Origin of the sequence: Helicobacter pylori (assembly GCF_014498195.1) — a bacterium.
GTDB lineage: Bacteria > Campylobacterota > Campylobacteria > Campylobacterales > Helicobacteraceae > Helicobacter > Helicobacter pylori_DO.
In genome coordinates this window covers 19,426-36,274 of sequence record NZ_JACTGH010000006.1, presented here as the reverse complement: position 1 = coordinate 36,274, position 16,849 = coordinate 19,426, and the positions used below count along the sequence as shown (strand labels likewise).

7 protein-coding genes are annotated in these 16,849 nt (G+C 40.2%); 6 read left to right on the top strand and 1 reads right to left on the bottom strand.

The window, feature by feature from the left end; all coding sequences use genetic code 11:
* The first annotated feature begins 12 nt into the window (after positions 1-12).
* The 6 genes from imaA (at position 13) to H7N67_RS03825 (ending at position 14,041) form a co-directional block, all read left to right on the top strand.
* Positions 13-8,736: an immunomodulatory autotransporter protein ImaA gene (gene imaA / locus H7N67_RS03850; RefSeq protein WP_187939108.1), complete on the top strand. Its 8,724-nt coding sequence runs from the start codon at positions 13-15 to the stop codon at positions 8,734-8,736.
* Positions 8,737-8,783: 47 nt separating this feature from the next.
* Positions 8,784-10,001, top strand: coding sequence for a diaminopimelate decarboxylase (gene lysA, locus H7N67_RS03845; protein WP_187939107.1), 1,218 nt, complete (start codon positions 8,784-8,786; stop codon positions 9,999-10,001).
* A gap of 4 nt (positions 10,002-10,005) precedes the next feature.
* On the top strand, positions 10,006-10,308 hold the full coding sequence (locus H7N67_RS03840; protein WP_187939106.1) for a chorismate mutase: 303 nt from the start codon (positions 10,006-10,008) through the stop codon (positions 10,306-10,308).
* A gap of 12 nt (positions 10,309-10,320) precedes the next feature.
* The gene (locus tag H7N67_RS03835) at positions 10,321-11,193 is read left to right on the top strand and encodes a DUF2156 domain-containing protein (protein WP_187939105.1); all 873 of its coding nucleotides are present in this window, start codon (positions 10,321-10,323) and stop codon (positions 11,191-11,193) included.
* Positions 11,194-12,897, top strand: coding sequence for a bifunctional chorismate-binding protein/class IV aminotransferase (locus H7N67_RS03830; protein ID WP_187939104.1), 1,704 nt, complete (start codon positions 11,194-11,196; stop codon positions 12,895-12,897).
* 124 nt (positions 12,898-13,021) lie between these two features.
* Positions 13,022-14,041, top strand: coding sequence for an aliphatic amidase (locus H7N67_RS03825; protein WP_001215709.1), 1,020 nt, complete (start codon positions 13,022-13,024; stop codon positions 14,039-14,041).
* An 84-nt stretch (positions 14,042-14,125) separates the two neighbouring features.
* Here H7N67_RS03825 and flgL read toward each other — a convergent pair whose 3' ends face one another.
* Positions 14,126-16,612: a flagellar hook-associated protein FlgL gene (flgL, locus tag H7N67_RS03820; RefSeq protein ID WP_187939103.1), complete on the bottom strand. Its 2,487-nt coding sequence runs from the start codon at positions 16,610-16,612 to the stop codon at positions 14,126-14,128.
* Positions 16,613-16,849: the final 237 nt, after the last annotated feature.

The following is a 16,849-nucleotide window of genomic DNA, read 5'->3' as shown; positions in this document are numbered from 1 at the left end:
AAGTAGCATTTAATGAAAAAGTTTAAAAAGAAACCAAAAAAGATAGCACGCAAGCAAAAAGCAATTTTAAAGCGTCCTTTATGGCTTGTGCCTTTACTCATCGGTGGGTTTGCTAGTGGGGTGTATGCTGATGGAACAGACATTTTGGGGCTTAGTTGGGGGGAAAAAAGCCAAAAGGTATGCGTGCATCATCCATGGTATGCTGTATGGCGTTGCGACAAATGGGAGGAAAAAACACAACAATACACAGGAAACCAACTCATCACAAAAACTTGGGCAGGGGGTAATGCGGCTAATTACTACCACACTCAAAACAACCAAAATATTACAGCCAATTTAAAAAATGATAACGGCACTTATTTTTTAAGCGGTCTGTATAACTACACCGGAGGGGAATATAATGGGGGGAATTTAAATATTGAATTAGGCAGTAACGCTACTTTTAATCTAGGTGCGAGTAGTGGGAATAGCTTCACTTCTTGGTATCCTAATGGGCATACTAATGTTACTTTTAGCGCTGGGACTATCAATGTGAATAACAGCGTAGAAGTGGGCAATCGTGTGGGATCGGGAGCGGGCACGCACACCGGCACAGCCACTTTAAACTTGAACGCTAATAATGTTACTATCAATTCCAATATCAGTGCGTATAAAACTTCGCAAGTGAATATAGGCAATGCTAACAGCGCCATTACCATTAATTCGGTTTCTTTAAGTGGGGATACTTGCAGTTCTTCAGTTAGCGTTGGGATAGGGGCTAATTGCTCCACTTCAGGACCTAGCTATTCTTTTAAAGGCACGACTAACGCTACTAATACGACCTTTAGCAATGCAAGCGGCAGTTTCACTTTTGAAGAGAACGCCACTTTTAGCGGGGCGAAATTAAATGAGGGGGCATTCACTTTCAATAAAGAGTTTAGCACTACTAATAATACCGCTTTTAATAGCGGTAGTTTCACTTTCAAAGGCACAAGCTCTTTTAATGGTGCTTCGTTTAGTAACGCTTCCTATACTTTTGAGAATCAAGCCACTTTCCAAAACAGCTCCTTTAATGGGGGGACTTTTACTTTTAACAACCAAAGTAATCCAACTAATCAAACTAATCCAACTAATAGCACTCAGCACCCCCAAATTCAAAACAGCTCTTTTAGTGGTAACGCTACCACTCTTAAGGGTTCTGTGAATTTCCAGCAAGCCTTTAACAATTCAAACCACCAACTAACGATCCAAAACGCTTCCTTTAATAACGCCACTTTTAACAATACCGGTAAAATCACCATTAATGAGGGTGCGAGTTTTAACGACACGACATTCAACACTTCTATTAATACAAACAACATGAGTGTTACCGGTGGCGTTACTTTAAGCGGTAAGAATGACTTTAAAAATAGTGCAACCCTTGATTTTGGGAGTTCTCAAGTTACTCTCACTCAAGGGACGACTTTCAACCTCACAAGTTTAGGCAGTGAGAAGAGTGTAACGATTTTAAATTCTAGCGGTGGGATCACTTATAATCATCTTTTAAACCATGCAATCAACAGCTTAACAAACGCCCTAAAAACGAACGAAAGCTCTTCATTACCGCAAAGTTTCGCTCAAGGTTTGTGGGATATGATCACTTACAATGGGGTTACCGGACAGCTTTTGAATGAAAACGCTACAACCTCTAAACCCGCTGACTCTTCGCCCTCTAAATCCTCTACAAACTCTACGCAAGTCTATCAAGTGGGCTATAAAATAGGGGATACTATCTACAAACTGCAAGAAACTTTTGGCCCTAATTCCATTATTATCCAGGCTTTAGAGAGCGGGACTTACACGCCACCCCCTGTCATTAACGGCTCCAAATTTGACTTATCTGCTTCAAATTATATTAATGCTGACATGCCTTGGTATGATCATAAATATTACATCCCCAAATCCCAAAATTTTACAGAGAGCGGGACTTATTACTTGCCGAGCGTTCAAATATGGGGGAGCTACACTAACTCGTTTAAACAAACCTTTAGCACGAATGGTAGTAATCTGGTGATCGGGTATAACGCAACATGGACTGGAAATAGCGTTTCTTCTAGCGACACGGTGTCTTTTGGGGACACTTCAGGGAGCGCTCTTAATGGGCATTGCGGGCCTTGGCCCTATTACCAATGCACAGGCACGACTAATGGCACTTATAGCGCCTATCATGTGTATATCACAGCGAATCTGCGTTCTGGCAATCGTATAGGCACCGGTGGGGCAGCTAATCTGGTCTTTAATGGGGTAGATAGTATCAATATCGCTAACGCTACCATCACGCAACATAACGCCGGGATTTATTCAAGCTCTATGACTTTTTCCACGCAAAACATGGACAATTCGCAGAATTTGAAGGGTCTAAATTCTAACGGCAAGCTTTTGGTGTATGGCACCAATTTCACTAACCAAGCCAAAGACGGGAAATTCATTTTCAATGCGGGGCAAGCGACTTTTGAAAACACCAACTTTAATGGAGGGGGTTACCAATTCAGCGGCGATAGCTTGAATTTTTCAAACAACAACCAGTTCAATAGCGGTTCGTTTGAGATTAGCGCAAAAAACGCTTCGTTCAATAACGCTAACTTTAACAATAGCGCTTCTTTTAATTTCAATAATTCTAACGCAACCACTTCGTTTGTGGGGGATTTCACTAACGCTAATTCAAATTTGCAAATCGCTGGGAACGCTGTTTTTGGGAACTCTGCTAATGACTCTCAAAATAACGCTAATTTCAACAATACCGGCTCTGTGAATATTGCAGGGAATGCAACCTTTGATAATGTGGTTTTTAATAGCCCTACGAATACGAGCGTGAAAGGGAAAGTTACTTTAAATAACATCACTTTAAAAAACTTGAACGCTCCTTTGTCTTTTGGCGATGGGACAATCACTTTTGGCGCTCATTCGGTTATCAATATTGGTGAAGCTATCACAAATGGCAACCCTATCACCCTTGTAAGCTCTTCTAAAGAAATTGAATACAACAACGCTAAAAATCTATGGCAGCTCATCAACTACCAAGGGCATGGGGCAAGCAGTGAAAAACTCGTCTCTAGCACGGGTAATGGCGTCTATGATGTGGTGTATTCTTTCAATAACCAAACCTACAATTTTCAAGAGATTTTTTCACCCAACAGCATTTCTATCCGGCGTTTGGGCGTTAACATGGTGTTTGATTATGTGGATATGGAAAAATCGGATCACTTATATTATCAAAACGCTCTCGGTTTTATGACCTACATGCCCAATAGCTATAACAATAATTTAGGGAATTCAAACAATACCATTTACTATTACGACAACAGCATTGATTTTTATGTGAGCGGGAAAACTCTATTCACTAAAGCGGAATTTTCTCAAACATTCACCGGGCAAAACAGCGCGATCGTTTTTGGGGCTAAAAGCATATGGACGAATGCGAGCGATGTACCGCAATCTAATGCAATCATTCGCTTTGGGGACAATAAGGGAGTAGGGAGTAATGATGCGAGCGGGCATTGCTGGAACTTGCAATGCATAGGCTTTATCACAGGGCATTATGAAGCGCAAAAGATTTACATCACCGGTAGCATTGAAAGCGGGAATCGCATTTCTAGCGGTGGGGGCGCGAGTCTTAATTTTAACGGGCTTCAAGGCATTCTTTTAACGAACGCAACTCTGTATAACCGCGCCGCTGGCACGCAAAGCTCGTCTATGAATTTTGTTTCTAATGGTGCGAACATTCAGGCTCAAAACTCCTATTTTATAGACGATACCGCGCAAAATGGCGGCAACCCTAATTTCAGTTTCAACGCTTTGAATCTGGATTTTTCTAACAGCTCTTTTAGAGGCTATGTGGGGGCAACGCAATCTGTTTTTAAATTCAATGCCACTAATGCGATCAGTTTCACCAACAGCACGAATTTAAGCTCTGGTTTGTATCAAATTTCAGCTAAAAGCGTGTCGTTTGACAATTCCAATTTAAGCGTTTCAGTGGGGACAAGCAGTATTAAAGCCAATGCGATCAATCTTTCTCAAAACGCTTCTATCAATGCGAGCAACCATTCAACCTTAGAGCTTCAAGGCGGTTTGAATCTGAACGACACCAGCTCGCTCAACCTCAACCAAAGCACGATTAATGTTTCCAATAACGCCACGATCAACGATTATGCGAGCTTGATTGCGAGTAATGGCTCTCACCTTAATTTTAATGGAGCGGTCAATTTCAATTCAGCGAATATTACTGCGAGTTTGAATGATTCTTCTATCGTGTTTAAGGGAGCGGTCTCTTTAGGAGGGCAGTTTAATTTAAGCAATCATTCTTCTTTAGATTTTCAAGGCTCTAGCGCTATCACTTCTAACACGGCGTTTAATTTCTATGATAACGCTTTTTCTCAAAGCCCCATCACTTTCCATCAAGCCCTTGACATTAAAGCGCCCTTAAGTTTGGGAGGCAACCTCTTAAACCCTAACAATAACAGCGTGCTGGATTTAAAAAACAGCCAGCTTGTTTTTAGCGATCAAGGGAGTTTGAATATCGCTAACATTGATTTACTAAGCGATCTAAACGACAATAAAAATCGTGTGTATAACATCATTCAAGCGGGTATGAATAGTAATTGGTATGAGCGTATCAACTTCTTTGGCATGCACATCAGTGATGGGATCTATGATGCTAAAAACCAAACTTATAGTTTCACTAACCCCCTTAATAACGCCCTAAAAATCACCGAGAGCTTTAAAGACAACCAACTAAGCGTTACGCTCTCTCAAATCCCGGGTATTAAAAACACGCTCTATAACATTGGCTCTGAAATCTTTAACTACCAAAAAGTTTATAACAACGCTAATGGCGTGTATTCTTATAGCGATGATGCACAAGGCGTGTTTTATCTCACGAGCAGCGTGAAAGGCTATTACAACCCCAATCAATCCTATCAAGCTAACGGCAGTAACAACACTACGAAAAATAACAATCTAAGCTCTGAGTCTTCTGTCATCTCGCAAACCTATAACGCGCAAGGCAACCCTATTAGCGCGTTACACATCTATAACAAGGGCTATAATTTCAGTAATATCAAAGCGTTAGGGCAAATGGCGCTCAAACTCTACCCTGAAATCAAAAAGATATTAGGGAATGATTTTTCGCTTTCAAGTTTGAGCGATCTAAACTCTAATGCGCTAAACCAGCTTACCAAACTCATCACCCCTAGCGATTGGAAAAACATTAACGAGTTGATTGATAACGCAAACAATTCGGTGGTGCAAAATTTCAATAACGGCACTTTGATTATAGGAGCGACTAAAATAGGGCAAACAGACACCAATAGCGCGGTGGTTTTTGGGGGCTTGGGCTATCAAACACCTTGCGATTATACTGATATTGTGTGCCAAAAATTCAGAGGCACTTATTTGGGGCAGCTTTTGGAGTCTAGCTCGGCTGATTTGGGCTATATTGACACGACTTTTAACGCTAAAGAAATTTATCTTACCGGCACTTTAGGGAGTGGGAACGCATGGGGGACTGGGGGGAGCGCTAGCGTAACTTTTAACAGCCAAACTTCGCTCATTCTCAACCAGGCTAATATCGTAAGCTCGCAAACCGATGGGATTTTTAGCATGCTAGGCCAAGAGGGCATCAATAAGGTTTTCAATCAAGCCGGGCTCGCTAATATTTTGGGCGAAGTGGCGGTGCAATCCATCAATAAAGCCGGGGGATTAGGGAATTTGATAGTAAATACGCTAGGGAGTGGTAGTGTGATTGGGGGGTATTTAACGCCTGAACAAAAAAATCAAACCCTAAGCCAGCTTTTAGGGCAGAATAATTTTGATAACCTCATGAATGATAGCGGTTTGAATGCAGCGATTAAGGATTTGATCAGACAAAAATTAGGCTTTTGGACCGGGCTAGTGGGGGGATTAGCCGGACTAGGGGGCATTGATTTGCAAAACCCTGAAAAGCTCATAGGGAGCATGTCCATCAATGATTTATTGGGTAAAAAAGGGTTGTTCAATCAGATCACTGGCTTTATTTCCGCTAACGATATAGGGCAAGTCATAAGCGTGATGCTGCAAGATATTGTCAAGCCGAGCGAGGCTTTAAAAAATGATGTAGTCGCTTTAGGCAAGCAAATGATTGGCGAATTTTTAGGGCAAGACACGCTCAATTCTTTAGAAAGCTTGTTGCAAAACCAGCAGATTAAAAGCGTTTTAGACAAAGTCCTAGCGGCTAAAGGCTTAGGGCCTATTTATGAACAAGGCTTGGGGGATTTGATCCCTAATCTTGGTAACAAGGGGCTTTTCGCTCCCTATGGCTTGAGTCAAGCGTGGCAAAAAGGGGATTTCAGTTTCAACGCGCAAGGCAATGTTTTTGTGCAAAATTCCACTTTCTCTAACGCCAATGGAGGCACGCTTTCTTTTAACGCAGGGAATTCGCTCATTTTTGCCGGAAACAATCATATCGCTTTCACTAACCATTTTGGAACGCTTCAATTATTGTCCGATCAAGTTTCTAACATTAACATCACCACGCTTGATGCAAGCAACGGCCTTAAGATTAACGCCGCTAATAACAATGTTTCTGTGTCTCAAGGCAATCTGTTTGTCAACGCTAGCTGCGCGCAACAAAGCGATCCAACTACAACTAACGCTACAAACCCTTGCACGCTTAGCGCCCAAAGCACGAATGGCGCTTCTTCTAATAACGCGTCAAATAACGCGCCAATCGCCTTGAACAATAACGATGAGAGCTTGATAATTACGGCGAATGATTTCAATTTTTCAGGCAATATTTACGCTAACGGGGTGGTTGATTTTTCAAAAGTTAAAGGCTCTGCAAACATTAAAAACCTGTATCTTTACAATAACGCTCAATTCCAAGCCAACAACCTCATTATTTCCAATCAGGCGGTGTTAGAGAAAAACGCTAGCTTTGTAACGAATAACTTAAACATTCAAGGGGCGTTTAACAACAACGCCACGCAAAAAATAGAGGTGCTTCAAAATTTAGTGATCGCTTCAAACGCTTCTTTAAGCACTGGGATTTATGGGTTAGAAGTAGGGGGGGCTTTGAATAATTTTGGAACGATCTATTTTAATTTAGAAAATATCCAAACGCCAACGCCGCTCATTCAAGCAGAGGGGATCATCAATCTCAACACCACCCAAACGCCTTTTATCAATGTCAATAACAGCATGGCCAATAATACGACTTACACTTTATTAAAAAGCAGCCGTTACATTGATTACAATATCAACCCCAACAGCTTGCAATCGTATTTGAAGCTCTATACCTTAATCAATATCAACGGAAACCACATAGAGGAAAAAAACGGCGTATTGACTTATTTGGGTCAACGGGTTTTATTACAAGATAAGGGGTTATTATTAAGCGTAGCGTTGCCTAACTCAAACAACGCCCATCAAAACAACATTTTAAGCCTTTCTATCCTTTATGACCAGATTAAAATGTCTTATGGCGATAGGATCATGGACTTTACCCCCCCTACTTTACAGGATTACATTGTGGGCATTCAAGGGCAAAGCGCGCTCAATCAAATTGAAGCGATAGGGGGGAATAGCGCTATCAATTGGCTTTCAACATTGATGATAAAAACCAAAGAAAACCCGCTTTTTGCGCCGATTTATTTAGAAAACCACTCTTTGAATGAAATCTTAGACGCAACAAAAGATCTTCAAAACACCGCAAGCTTGATTTCTAACCCTAATTTTAGAGACAACGCTACCAACCTTTTAGAATTGGCGAGTTACACCCAACAAACCAGCCGTTTGACAAAACTCTCTGATTTTAGGGCTAGAGAGGGAGAGTCTGATTTTTCTTTGTTAGAGCTTAAAAATAAGCGTTTTAGCGATCCTAACCCTAGTGAGGTTTTTATCAAATATTCTCAACTCAGCAAACACCCAAATAACCTTTGGGTTCAAGGGATTGGGGGAGCGAGCTTTATTTCTGGGGGCAATGGCACGCTTTATGGCTTGAATGTGGGTTATGACCGATTGGTTAAAAATGTGATCCTTGGGGGTTATGTGGCTTATGGGTATAGCGGTTTTAACGGGAACATCATGCATTCTTTGGCTAATAATGTGGATGTGGGGATGTATGCGAGGGCTTTTTTAAAAAGAAACGAATTCACTTTGAGCGCGAATGAAACTTATGGAGGCAATGCGAGCAATATCAATTCTTCTAATCCTTTGCTCTCTGTGTTGAACCAACGCTACAACTACAACACCTGGACGACGAGCGTGAATGGGAATTACGGCTATGATTTCATGTTCAAACAAAAAAGCGTGGTGCTAAAACCTCAAGTGGGCTTGAGCTATCATTTTATAGGCTTGAGCGGGATGAAAGGCAAAATGAATGATGCCGCTTACAAACAATTTCTCATGCATTCAAACCCCTCTAACGAATCGGTTTTAACGCTCAACATGGGGTTGGAGAGCCGTAAGTATTTTAGTCAAAATTCCTATTATTTTGTAACGGCGAGACTGGGTAGGGATCTTTTGATCAAATCTAAAGGCGATAATATGGTGCGTTTTGTGGGCGAAAACACTTTATTGTATCGCAAGGGGGAAATTTTCAACACTTTTGCGAGCGTGATCACAGGAGGCGAAATGCATTTGTGGCGTTTGGTGTATGTGAATGCGGGGGTGGGGCTTAAAATGGGCTTACAATACCAAGACATTAATATAACCGGGAATGTGGGCATGCGAGTGGCGTTTTAGCTTTTTTGCTATAATGCTTCGTTCAAATTTTATGGCTAGGTTTTTCTATGTTTAATTATGAAGAGCTGTTTCAAACTTATAAAACCCCTTTTTACCTCTATGATTTTGACAAGATCAAACAGGCTTTTTTGAATTATAAAGAAGCGTTTAAGGGGCGTAAATCTTTGATTTGCTACGCTTTAAAGGCGAATTCCAATTTGAGTATCCTCTCTTTATTAGCCCATTTAGGGAGCGGGGCGGATTGCGTTTCCATAGGCGAGATACAAAGGGCCTTAAAAGCTGGGATCAAGCCTTATAAAATCGTGTTTAGCGGGGTGGGTAAGAGCGCATTTGAAATAGAGCAAGCCCTAAAACTCAACATTTTATTTTTGAATGTGGAAAGTTTTATGGAATTAAAAACGATTGAAACAATCGCTCAATCTTTAGGGATAAAGGCTAGGATTTCCATTAGAATCAACCCTAACATTGACGCTAAAACGCACCCCTATATTTCTACCGGTTTGAAAGAAAATAAGTTTGGCGTAGGAGAAAAAGAAGCTTTGGAAATGTTTCTTTGGGCTAAAAAAAGCGCGTTTTTAGAGCCTGTTAGCGTGCATTTTCATATCGGATCGCAGCTCTTAGATTTAGATCCGATTATAGAAGCGAGTCAAAAGGTGGCTAAAATCGCTAAATCTTTGATAGCTTTAGGGATTGATTTGCGTTTTTTTGATGCGGGTGGAGGCATTGGCGTGAGCTATGAAAATGAAGAGACTATCAAGCTTTATGATTACGCGCAAGGGATTTTAAACGCACTTCAAGGCTTGGATTTGACCATTATTTGTGAGCCGGGCCGATCCATCGTGGCTGAGAGTGGGGAATTGATCATGCAGGTTTTGTATGAAAAAAAGGCTCAAAACAAGCGCTTTGTAATCGTGGATGCGGGCATGAATGATTTTTTACGCCCCAGTTTGTATCATGCTAAGCATGCCATAAGGGTCATAACGCCTTGTAGGGGGCGTGAGATTTCGCCTTGCGATGTGGTAGGGCCTGTGTGCGAGAGCAGCGACACTTTTTTAAAAGACGCCCATTTGCCAGAATTAGAGCCAGGCGATAAATTAGCCATAGAAAAGGTTGGGGCTTATGGCTCTAGCATGGCCAGTCAATACAATTCGCGCCCCAAACTCTTAGAATTAGCCCTAGAAGATCACAAAATCAGAGTGATAAGAAAAAGAGAAGCTTTAGAAGATTTATGGCGGTTAGAAGAAGAAGGCTTAAAGGGGGTTTGATTAGATGCAAAAGAATTTGGATAGTCTTTTAGAAAATTTAAGGGCTGAAATTGATTTATTGGATAATGAATTGAGCGATCTTTTAGACAAACGCTTAGGAATCGCTTTAAAAATCGCTCTTATCAAACAAGAAAGCCCCCAAAAAAGCCCCATTTATTGCCCTAAAAGAGAGCAAGAGATTTTAAAACGACTCAGCCAAAGGGATTTCAAGCATTTGAATGGAGGAATCCTTGCAAGTTTTTATGCAGAGGTTTTTAAGATTTCTAGAAAATTTCAAGAAAACGCCCTAAAAGAGTTAAAAAAATAAAAGAGAGTTGCCATGTTTGAAAAAATTACCCTAGAACATAAGGACCTGTTTTCAAGGTTTTTACAAACTCAAAAAATCGTTTTATCGGACGTGAGCTTTACCAATTGCTTCTTATGGCAGCACGCAAGGCTCATTCAAGTGGCGGTGATTAAGGATTGTTTGGTCATTCAAACCACTTATAAAAACCAAAAACCCTTTTATTTCTATCCTATCGGTAAGAATGCGTTTGAATGCGTAAAAGAGCTTTTGAAATTAGAAAAAAACTTAAGATTCCACTCCCTGACTTTAGAGCAAAAAGACGATTTGAAAGACAATTTTGTAGGGGTGTTTGATTTCACTTACAACCGAGACAGGAGCGATTACGTTTATTCTATTGAAGAATTGATCGTGCTCAAAGGGAAAAAATACCATAAGAAAAAAAACCACTTAAACCAGTTTTTAACCAATTACGCGAATTTTGTTTATGAAAAAATTTCTCCTCAAAATAAAAAGGAAGTTTTAGAAGCTTCTCAAGCGTGGTTTTTAGAAAGCCAAACCGATGATATAGGGCTAATCAATGAAAATAAGGGCATTCAAAGCGTTTTAGAAAATTATGAAAGCTTGGATTTAAAGGGGGGGCTTATTAGGGTTAATGGGGAAATAGCCTCGTTTAGTTTTGGGGAAGTTTTAAACGAAGAGACCGCGCTCATTCACATTGAAAAAGCCCGCACAGATATTGCAGGCGCATATCAAATCATCAACCAGCAATTGCTTTTGAATGAATTTAGCCATCTAACTTACGCTAACAGAGAAGAAGATCTAGGATTAGAGGGTTTGAGAAGGTCTAAAATGAGCTATAACCCGGTGTTTTTGATAGACAAATACGAAGCCGTTGCTAGAAATTAAATGATTTTTGGGGATTTTAAATATCAAAAAAGCGTTAAAAAACTCACAGCCACTAATCTTAATGAGCTTAAAAACGCCCTGGATTTCATCTCTCAAAATAGGGGGAAGGGGTATTTTGTGGGGTATCTTTTGTATGAAGCGCGTTTAGCGTTTTTAGATGAAACTTTTCAAAGCCAAACCCCTTTTTTGTATTTTGAACAATTTTTAGAAAGAAAAAAATATTCTTTAGAGCCTTTAAAAGAGCATGCGTTTTACCCTAAAATCCATAGTTCTTTAGATCAAAAAACTTATTTCAAGCAGTTTAAAGCCGTTAAAGAGCATCTCAAAAACGGCGATACCTATCAAGTGAATCTCACGATGGACTTATTTTTAGACACTAAAGCCAAGCCAAAGCGCGTTTTTAAGGAAGTGATACACAACCAAAACACGCCTTTTAAGGCTTTGATAGAAAATGAGTTTGGGAGCGTTTTAAGCTTTTCGCCGGAATTGTTTTTTGAATTAGAGTTTTTAGACACAGCGATTAAGATTATCACAAAACCCATGAAAGGCACGATCGCTCGCTCAAACAACCCCTTGATAGATGAAAAAAACCGATTGTTTTTGCAAAATGACGACAAAAATAGAAGCGAAAATGTGATGATTGTGGATTTATTGCGTAACGATTTGAGCCGTTTGGCCTTAAAAAATAGCGTGAAAGTCAATCAATTGTTTGAAATCATCAGCTTGCCGAGCGTGTATCAAATGATAAGCGAGATTGAAGCTCAATTGCCCCTAAAAACAAGCTTGTTTGAGATTTTTAAGGCGTTGTTCCCTTGCGGATCGGTTACCGGATGTCCTAAAATCAAAACCATGCAAATCATTGAAGATTTAGAAAAACGCCCTAGGGGGGTGTATTGCGGGGCGATAGGCATGGTTGAAGAAAAAAAAGCCCTTTTTAGCGTGCCTATCCGCACTTTAGAAAAAAGAGCGCGCGAAGATTTTTTGCATTTAGGGGTAGGGAGTGGGGTAACTTATAAAAGTAAAGCTTCAAAGGAATATGAAGAGAGCTTTTTAAAATCCTTTTTTGTGATGCCTAAAATAGAATTTGAGATTATAGAGACGATGAAAGTTATCAAAAGGGATCAAAAATTAGAGATTAACAATAAAAACGCCCATAAAGAACGCTTAATGCATAGCGCCCAATATTTTAACTTCAAATACGATGACAATCTTTTGGACTTTGAATTAGAAAAAGAAGGGGTTTTAAGGGTTTTACTCAATAAAAAGGGCAAGCTCATTAAAGAATACAGAACCTTAGAGCCTTTAAAAAGCCTAGAAATCCGTTTGAGTGAAGCCCCCATTGATAAACACAATGATTTTTTATACCACAAGACCACTTATGCCCCTTTTTATCAAAAGGCTCGAGCGCTCATTAAAAAAGGCGTTATGTTTGATGAAATCTTTTATAACCAGGATTTGGAACTCACTGAGGGCGCTAGGAGCAACCTTATTTTAGAAATCCACAACAGGCTTTTAACCCCTTATTTCAGCGCGGGCGCATTAAACGGGACGGGTGTTGTGGGATTGTTAAAAAAGGGTCTTGTTGAGCATGCCCCTTTAAAATTGCAAGACTTGCAAAGAGCGGCTAAAATCTATTGCATTAATGCACTATACGGCTTAGTGGAGGTGGGAATAACAGGTTACCCAATGGAGCAAAAAAGTTAAAACTCACCCATAATAATTATAATGATTAAAGTTTTCACATTCATTATAAATCCATTTACACAATTATTTTATAAATTCACTAGAGGGTTTTTAGGAACTCTCATCAAAAAACAAGGAACATAACATGAGACATGGAGATATTAGTAGCAGCCCCGATACTGTGGGTGTAGCGGTAGTTAATTATAAGATGCCTAGACTCCACACTAAAGAACAGGTGTTGGAAAATTGTCGCAATATCGCTAAGGTGATTGGTGGGGTCAAACAAGGTTTGCCCGGATTGGATCTGATTATCTTCCCCGAATACAGCACGCATGGGATTATGTATGACAGACAAGAAATGTTTGACACAGCCGCAAGCGTTCCTGGAGAAGAAACCGCAATCTTTGCTGAGGCTTGTAAGAAAAACAAGGTTTGGGGAGTGTTCTCTTTGACGGGGGAAAAACACGAGCAAGCTAAAAAGAATCCCTATAACACTTTGATTCTTGTCAATGATAAGGGTGAGATCGTGCAAAAATACCGCAAAATCTTGCCTTGGTGCCCTATTGAATGCTGGTATCCTGGGGATAAAACCTATGTGGTTGATGGGCCTAAGGGCTTGAAAGTTTCTTTGATTATTTGCGATGATGGTAACTACCCTGAAATTTGGCGCGATTGCGCGATGCGTGGGGCAGAACTCATTGTGCGCTGTCAAGGTTACATGTATCCGGCTAAGGAGCAACAAATTGCGATCGTGAAAGCTATGGCGTGGGCTAATCAATGTTATGTAGCGGTAGCGAATGCGACCGGCTTTGATGGGGTGTATTCCTATTTTGGGCATTCTAGCATTATTGGTTTTGACGGGCATACTCTGGGCGAATGTGGGGAAGAAGAAAATGGTCTTCAATACGCTCAACTTTCCGTGCAACAAATCCGTGATGCGAGGAAATACGACCAAAGCCAAAACCAACTCTTCAAACTCTTACACAGAGGTTATAGTGGGGTTTTTGCTAGTGGCGATGGGGATAAGGGTGTGGCGGAATGCCCTTTTGAGTTCTATAAAACTTGGGTTAATGACCCCAAAAAAGCTCAAGAAAATGTAGAAAAATTCACTCGCCCAAGCGTGGGTGTGGCCGCTTGTCCTGTGGGCGATTTGCCCACGAAATAAGGGGCAAAAGGAGGGGGGGGCTTCATAGAAGCTTAAAAGCATTTTTAATACCTCTTTTTAGAACGCTTAAAAACCATCAAAAGACTACAAATATTTCGTTAAAGACAAATTATTGATTTTGTTCGTGGAAGCCAGAACGGCGTTATAGTTGTTAGTGAGATTGGAAAATTTATTATAAGTTTCTGCCATATCCGTGCCGGTCGTTTCCCCACGAATGCTTTGAACTTGCGTTTTTAAAACTTCATTACGCCTGATAATGTTCTCAAACGCTTTACCATGAGAGCCGTTTTTAGCGATCATTTTTTCTATGTGATCGCTCAAGTGATCTATAAGGGTGATGCCGTTTTGAATGCCTAAATTACGCATATCGCTAGAGTAAGTATCTCCTAAAGCGTCCGGGCGATAAATCCCTTTTCTTACAGAAGTGATGGTATTTTCTAATTGATCAAAAAAATTCACGCTGGGCTTGTCAATAATGAGAGCGTTATTAGCGTTTAATTTAAGGCTTGGTTTGTCGCTGTGCAAGGCGTTTTGAGAAAAATCATTCGAGTCCTTATCAAAAAGCATGAACTGCATTTTGGTGTTTGAATGCATGTTGTCTTGGATAATGACTTTTCCCTCTTCGTTCAAATTAACAGAAAGGTTGTCTTTAGCTTGTTTTAACAATTCAATAAAGCGCTCCTTGCTTTCTTTTGAAGTGGGGTTATCGCTGATTTGTTGGTAGATGGCTGGGTCAGTATTGCTGTAATTGAGCGCGATACTCATCGCATCCATAAGCTGCCTGTAAGTTACTTCATTGGGTTTAGAAGCTTGAATATCAGCGCTTGTGGGGTCATAAAGTGGGATTTTAATGCCATTAGGCAAACTCAAAAAAGCCCCATTATTATCCAAGTTTATTTGCGCTTCTAAAAATAAGCCATTCACATCGTTTAATTTCATGTTAAAAACGCTATTTTCTAAACTCCCCTTAGCGGCTTCACTCAGTTTGGTAGAGCCATTAGCCACGCCACTTTGAGCGATTTGAGCGACATTGCTTTCTAATTTTGCCCCTTCTTTATTGAAATAGGTTTTTTGGTATTCGCTCGCATTATTAGTGGGGATACCGGCCACTTCTAGCCCTTTTTGATTTAGGGTGCTTAAAGCCAAAGAAATAGGCGATTCTTTAGAAGAATTGTCAATAATCCTCAAACGCCCGTTTGTTTCAATTTCCACATCCACTTCATTATTGAAGCGTTCTTTAATCGCATCTTTCAAATCTTTAATCGTAGAATTTTTCACGTCTAAAAGAATGGGAATGTCCAAATAAACAGGGAGGTTTGGGATTTTAATAGCGCTTGTTTCGTCCAAACGGCTGGCGTTGATTTTTAAAGTTTCCACGCTATCGCCAAAAATCTCGCTCAATTTAGTGTTTTTGTTGGCTAAAACATTGTCTTTAGTTACAAACACGCTAGGGATTTCAAGCGCTTTAGGATTATACATGTTAGGCACCGCTTTAACTTGACTCAAACTCCTATCCGTTACAAACGCGCTTTTGACGTATTCAGTAACCCTTTTACCGCTCGATCGCAAGGCGTCTAAATCATCAAAATCCCCATCGCTAGAAATCAAATGAAAATCCAAATTTTCACTGCCAGGCGTTAGGTTTTTGATCTCAATTTGCCCCCAATTATTCAAGCTCACATCCACGACTTTATTTTGCGAAGTGTTCCCGTAAGCGTGAGCGATTTTATCCAACAAATCGCTCACTTTAGTCGCACTTTCTTGGTTTTGATAGGCTTTAGAGAGCGCGAATTTTTCTTTAAAACTAGAGCCATCAGGCCTAACGCCTTGCAAATAAAAAAACTCTTTAGGGTCGTTGGTGGGATCTTTGTCGTTATCGCCGATGAGTTCTCGCAAGGTATCATCGGGTTTAATAAAAACTTCCTCAGGCAATGAAGAATGCTCTAAAGCGTCCATCACATCAGGGTGGAGCTTGTTTTGATTGAATAATTTAATGTTGGTGGTAATGAGTTTGTGTTTGTCTTTATCGGTGCCTAAAAACAAATCTTGCCCGCTGATATTATAAGGCACAAGGTTATCAGAGCTAATAAGTGCGTTTAAATCTTCGCCATTGCCATGGTATTTTCCCTCGCTATCAATGGGAGGTCTATCCACCTTACTGCCCCCAAATAAAAATTCCCCCCCTATAGAGGTGTTAGCGACATTCATCATATGCTCCCTCAAGCGTTCTAAATCGTTAGCGATAGCGGCGCGAGAAGTCTCCGAATGCACATCGTTAGCGGATTGGATGAGTTTGGTTTTAAACGCCTCCATCGTTTTAGAAAATTCTTGCAAGGCTTTGTCGGTATTGAGCGTTGAAGTGTAAGCGTTTTGGGCCACATCAATGCCTTGATCTAAGGTGTTTTCTTCGTATTGGAATTTTAAATTCTGGTTGTTAATGTCGCTGTTTTGATAACCATAACGGATTTTTAGCCCTGAAGCGATCTGCGTGTTAGCGTCGTTGATTTTATTTTGTAAAGCATTTTGGTAGTGATTCATTTGGTTGTATTTTGAGCCAAAGGTAACGCGCATGATCAAATCCTTATTGGTTTTTTAACAAGCAAGCTAAAAGTATTCCAAAACAAGTTAATAATAATCATGAATGGTTTGAGTGGGGCAATGCGGGTTAATAATGGCGGGTTAAATGGGGTGTTTTTGAGTAAAAAAATTCTTTTAATATGAATTTAAACTAAATTTAAAGTTAAATTTTAGCAAATACTCACTATAATAGGCGTTTATTTTAAAAAGAGCGTTCAATTTTTAAGGAAT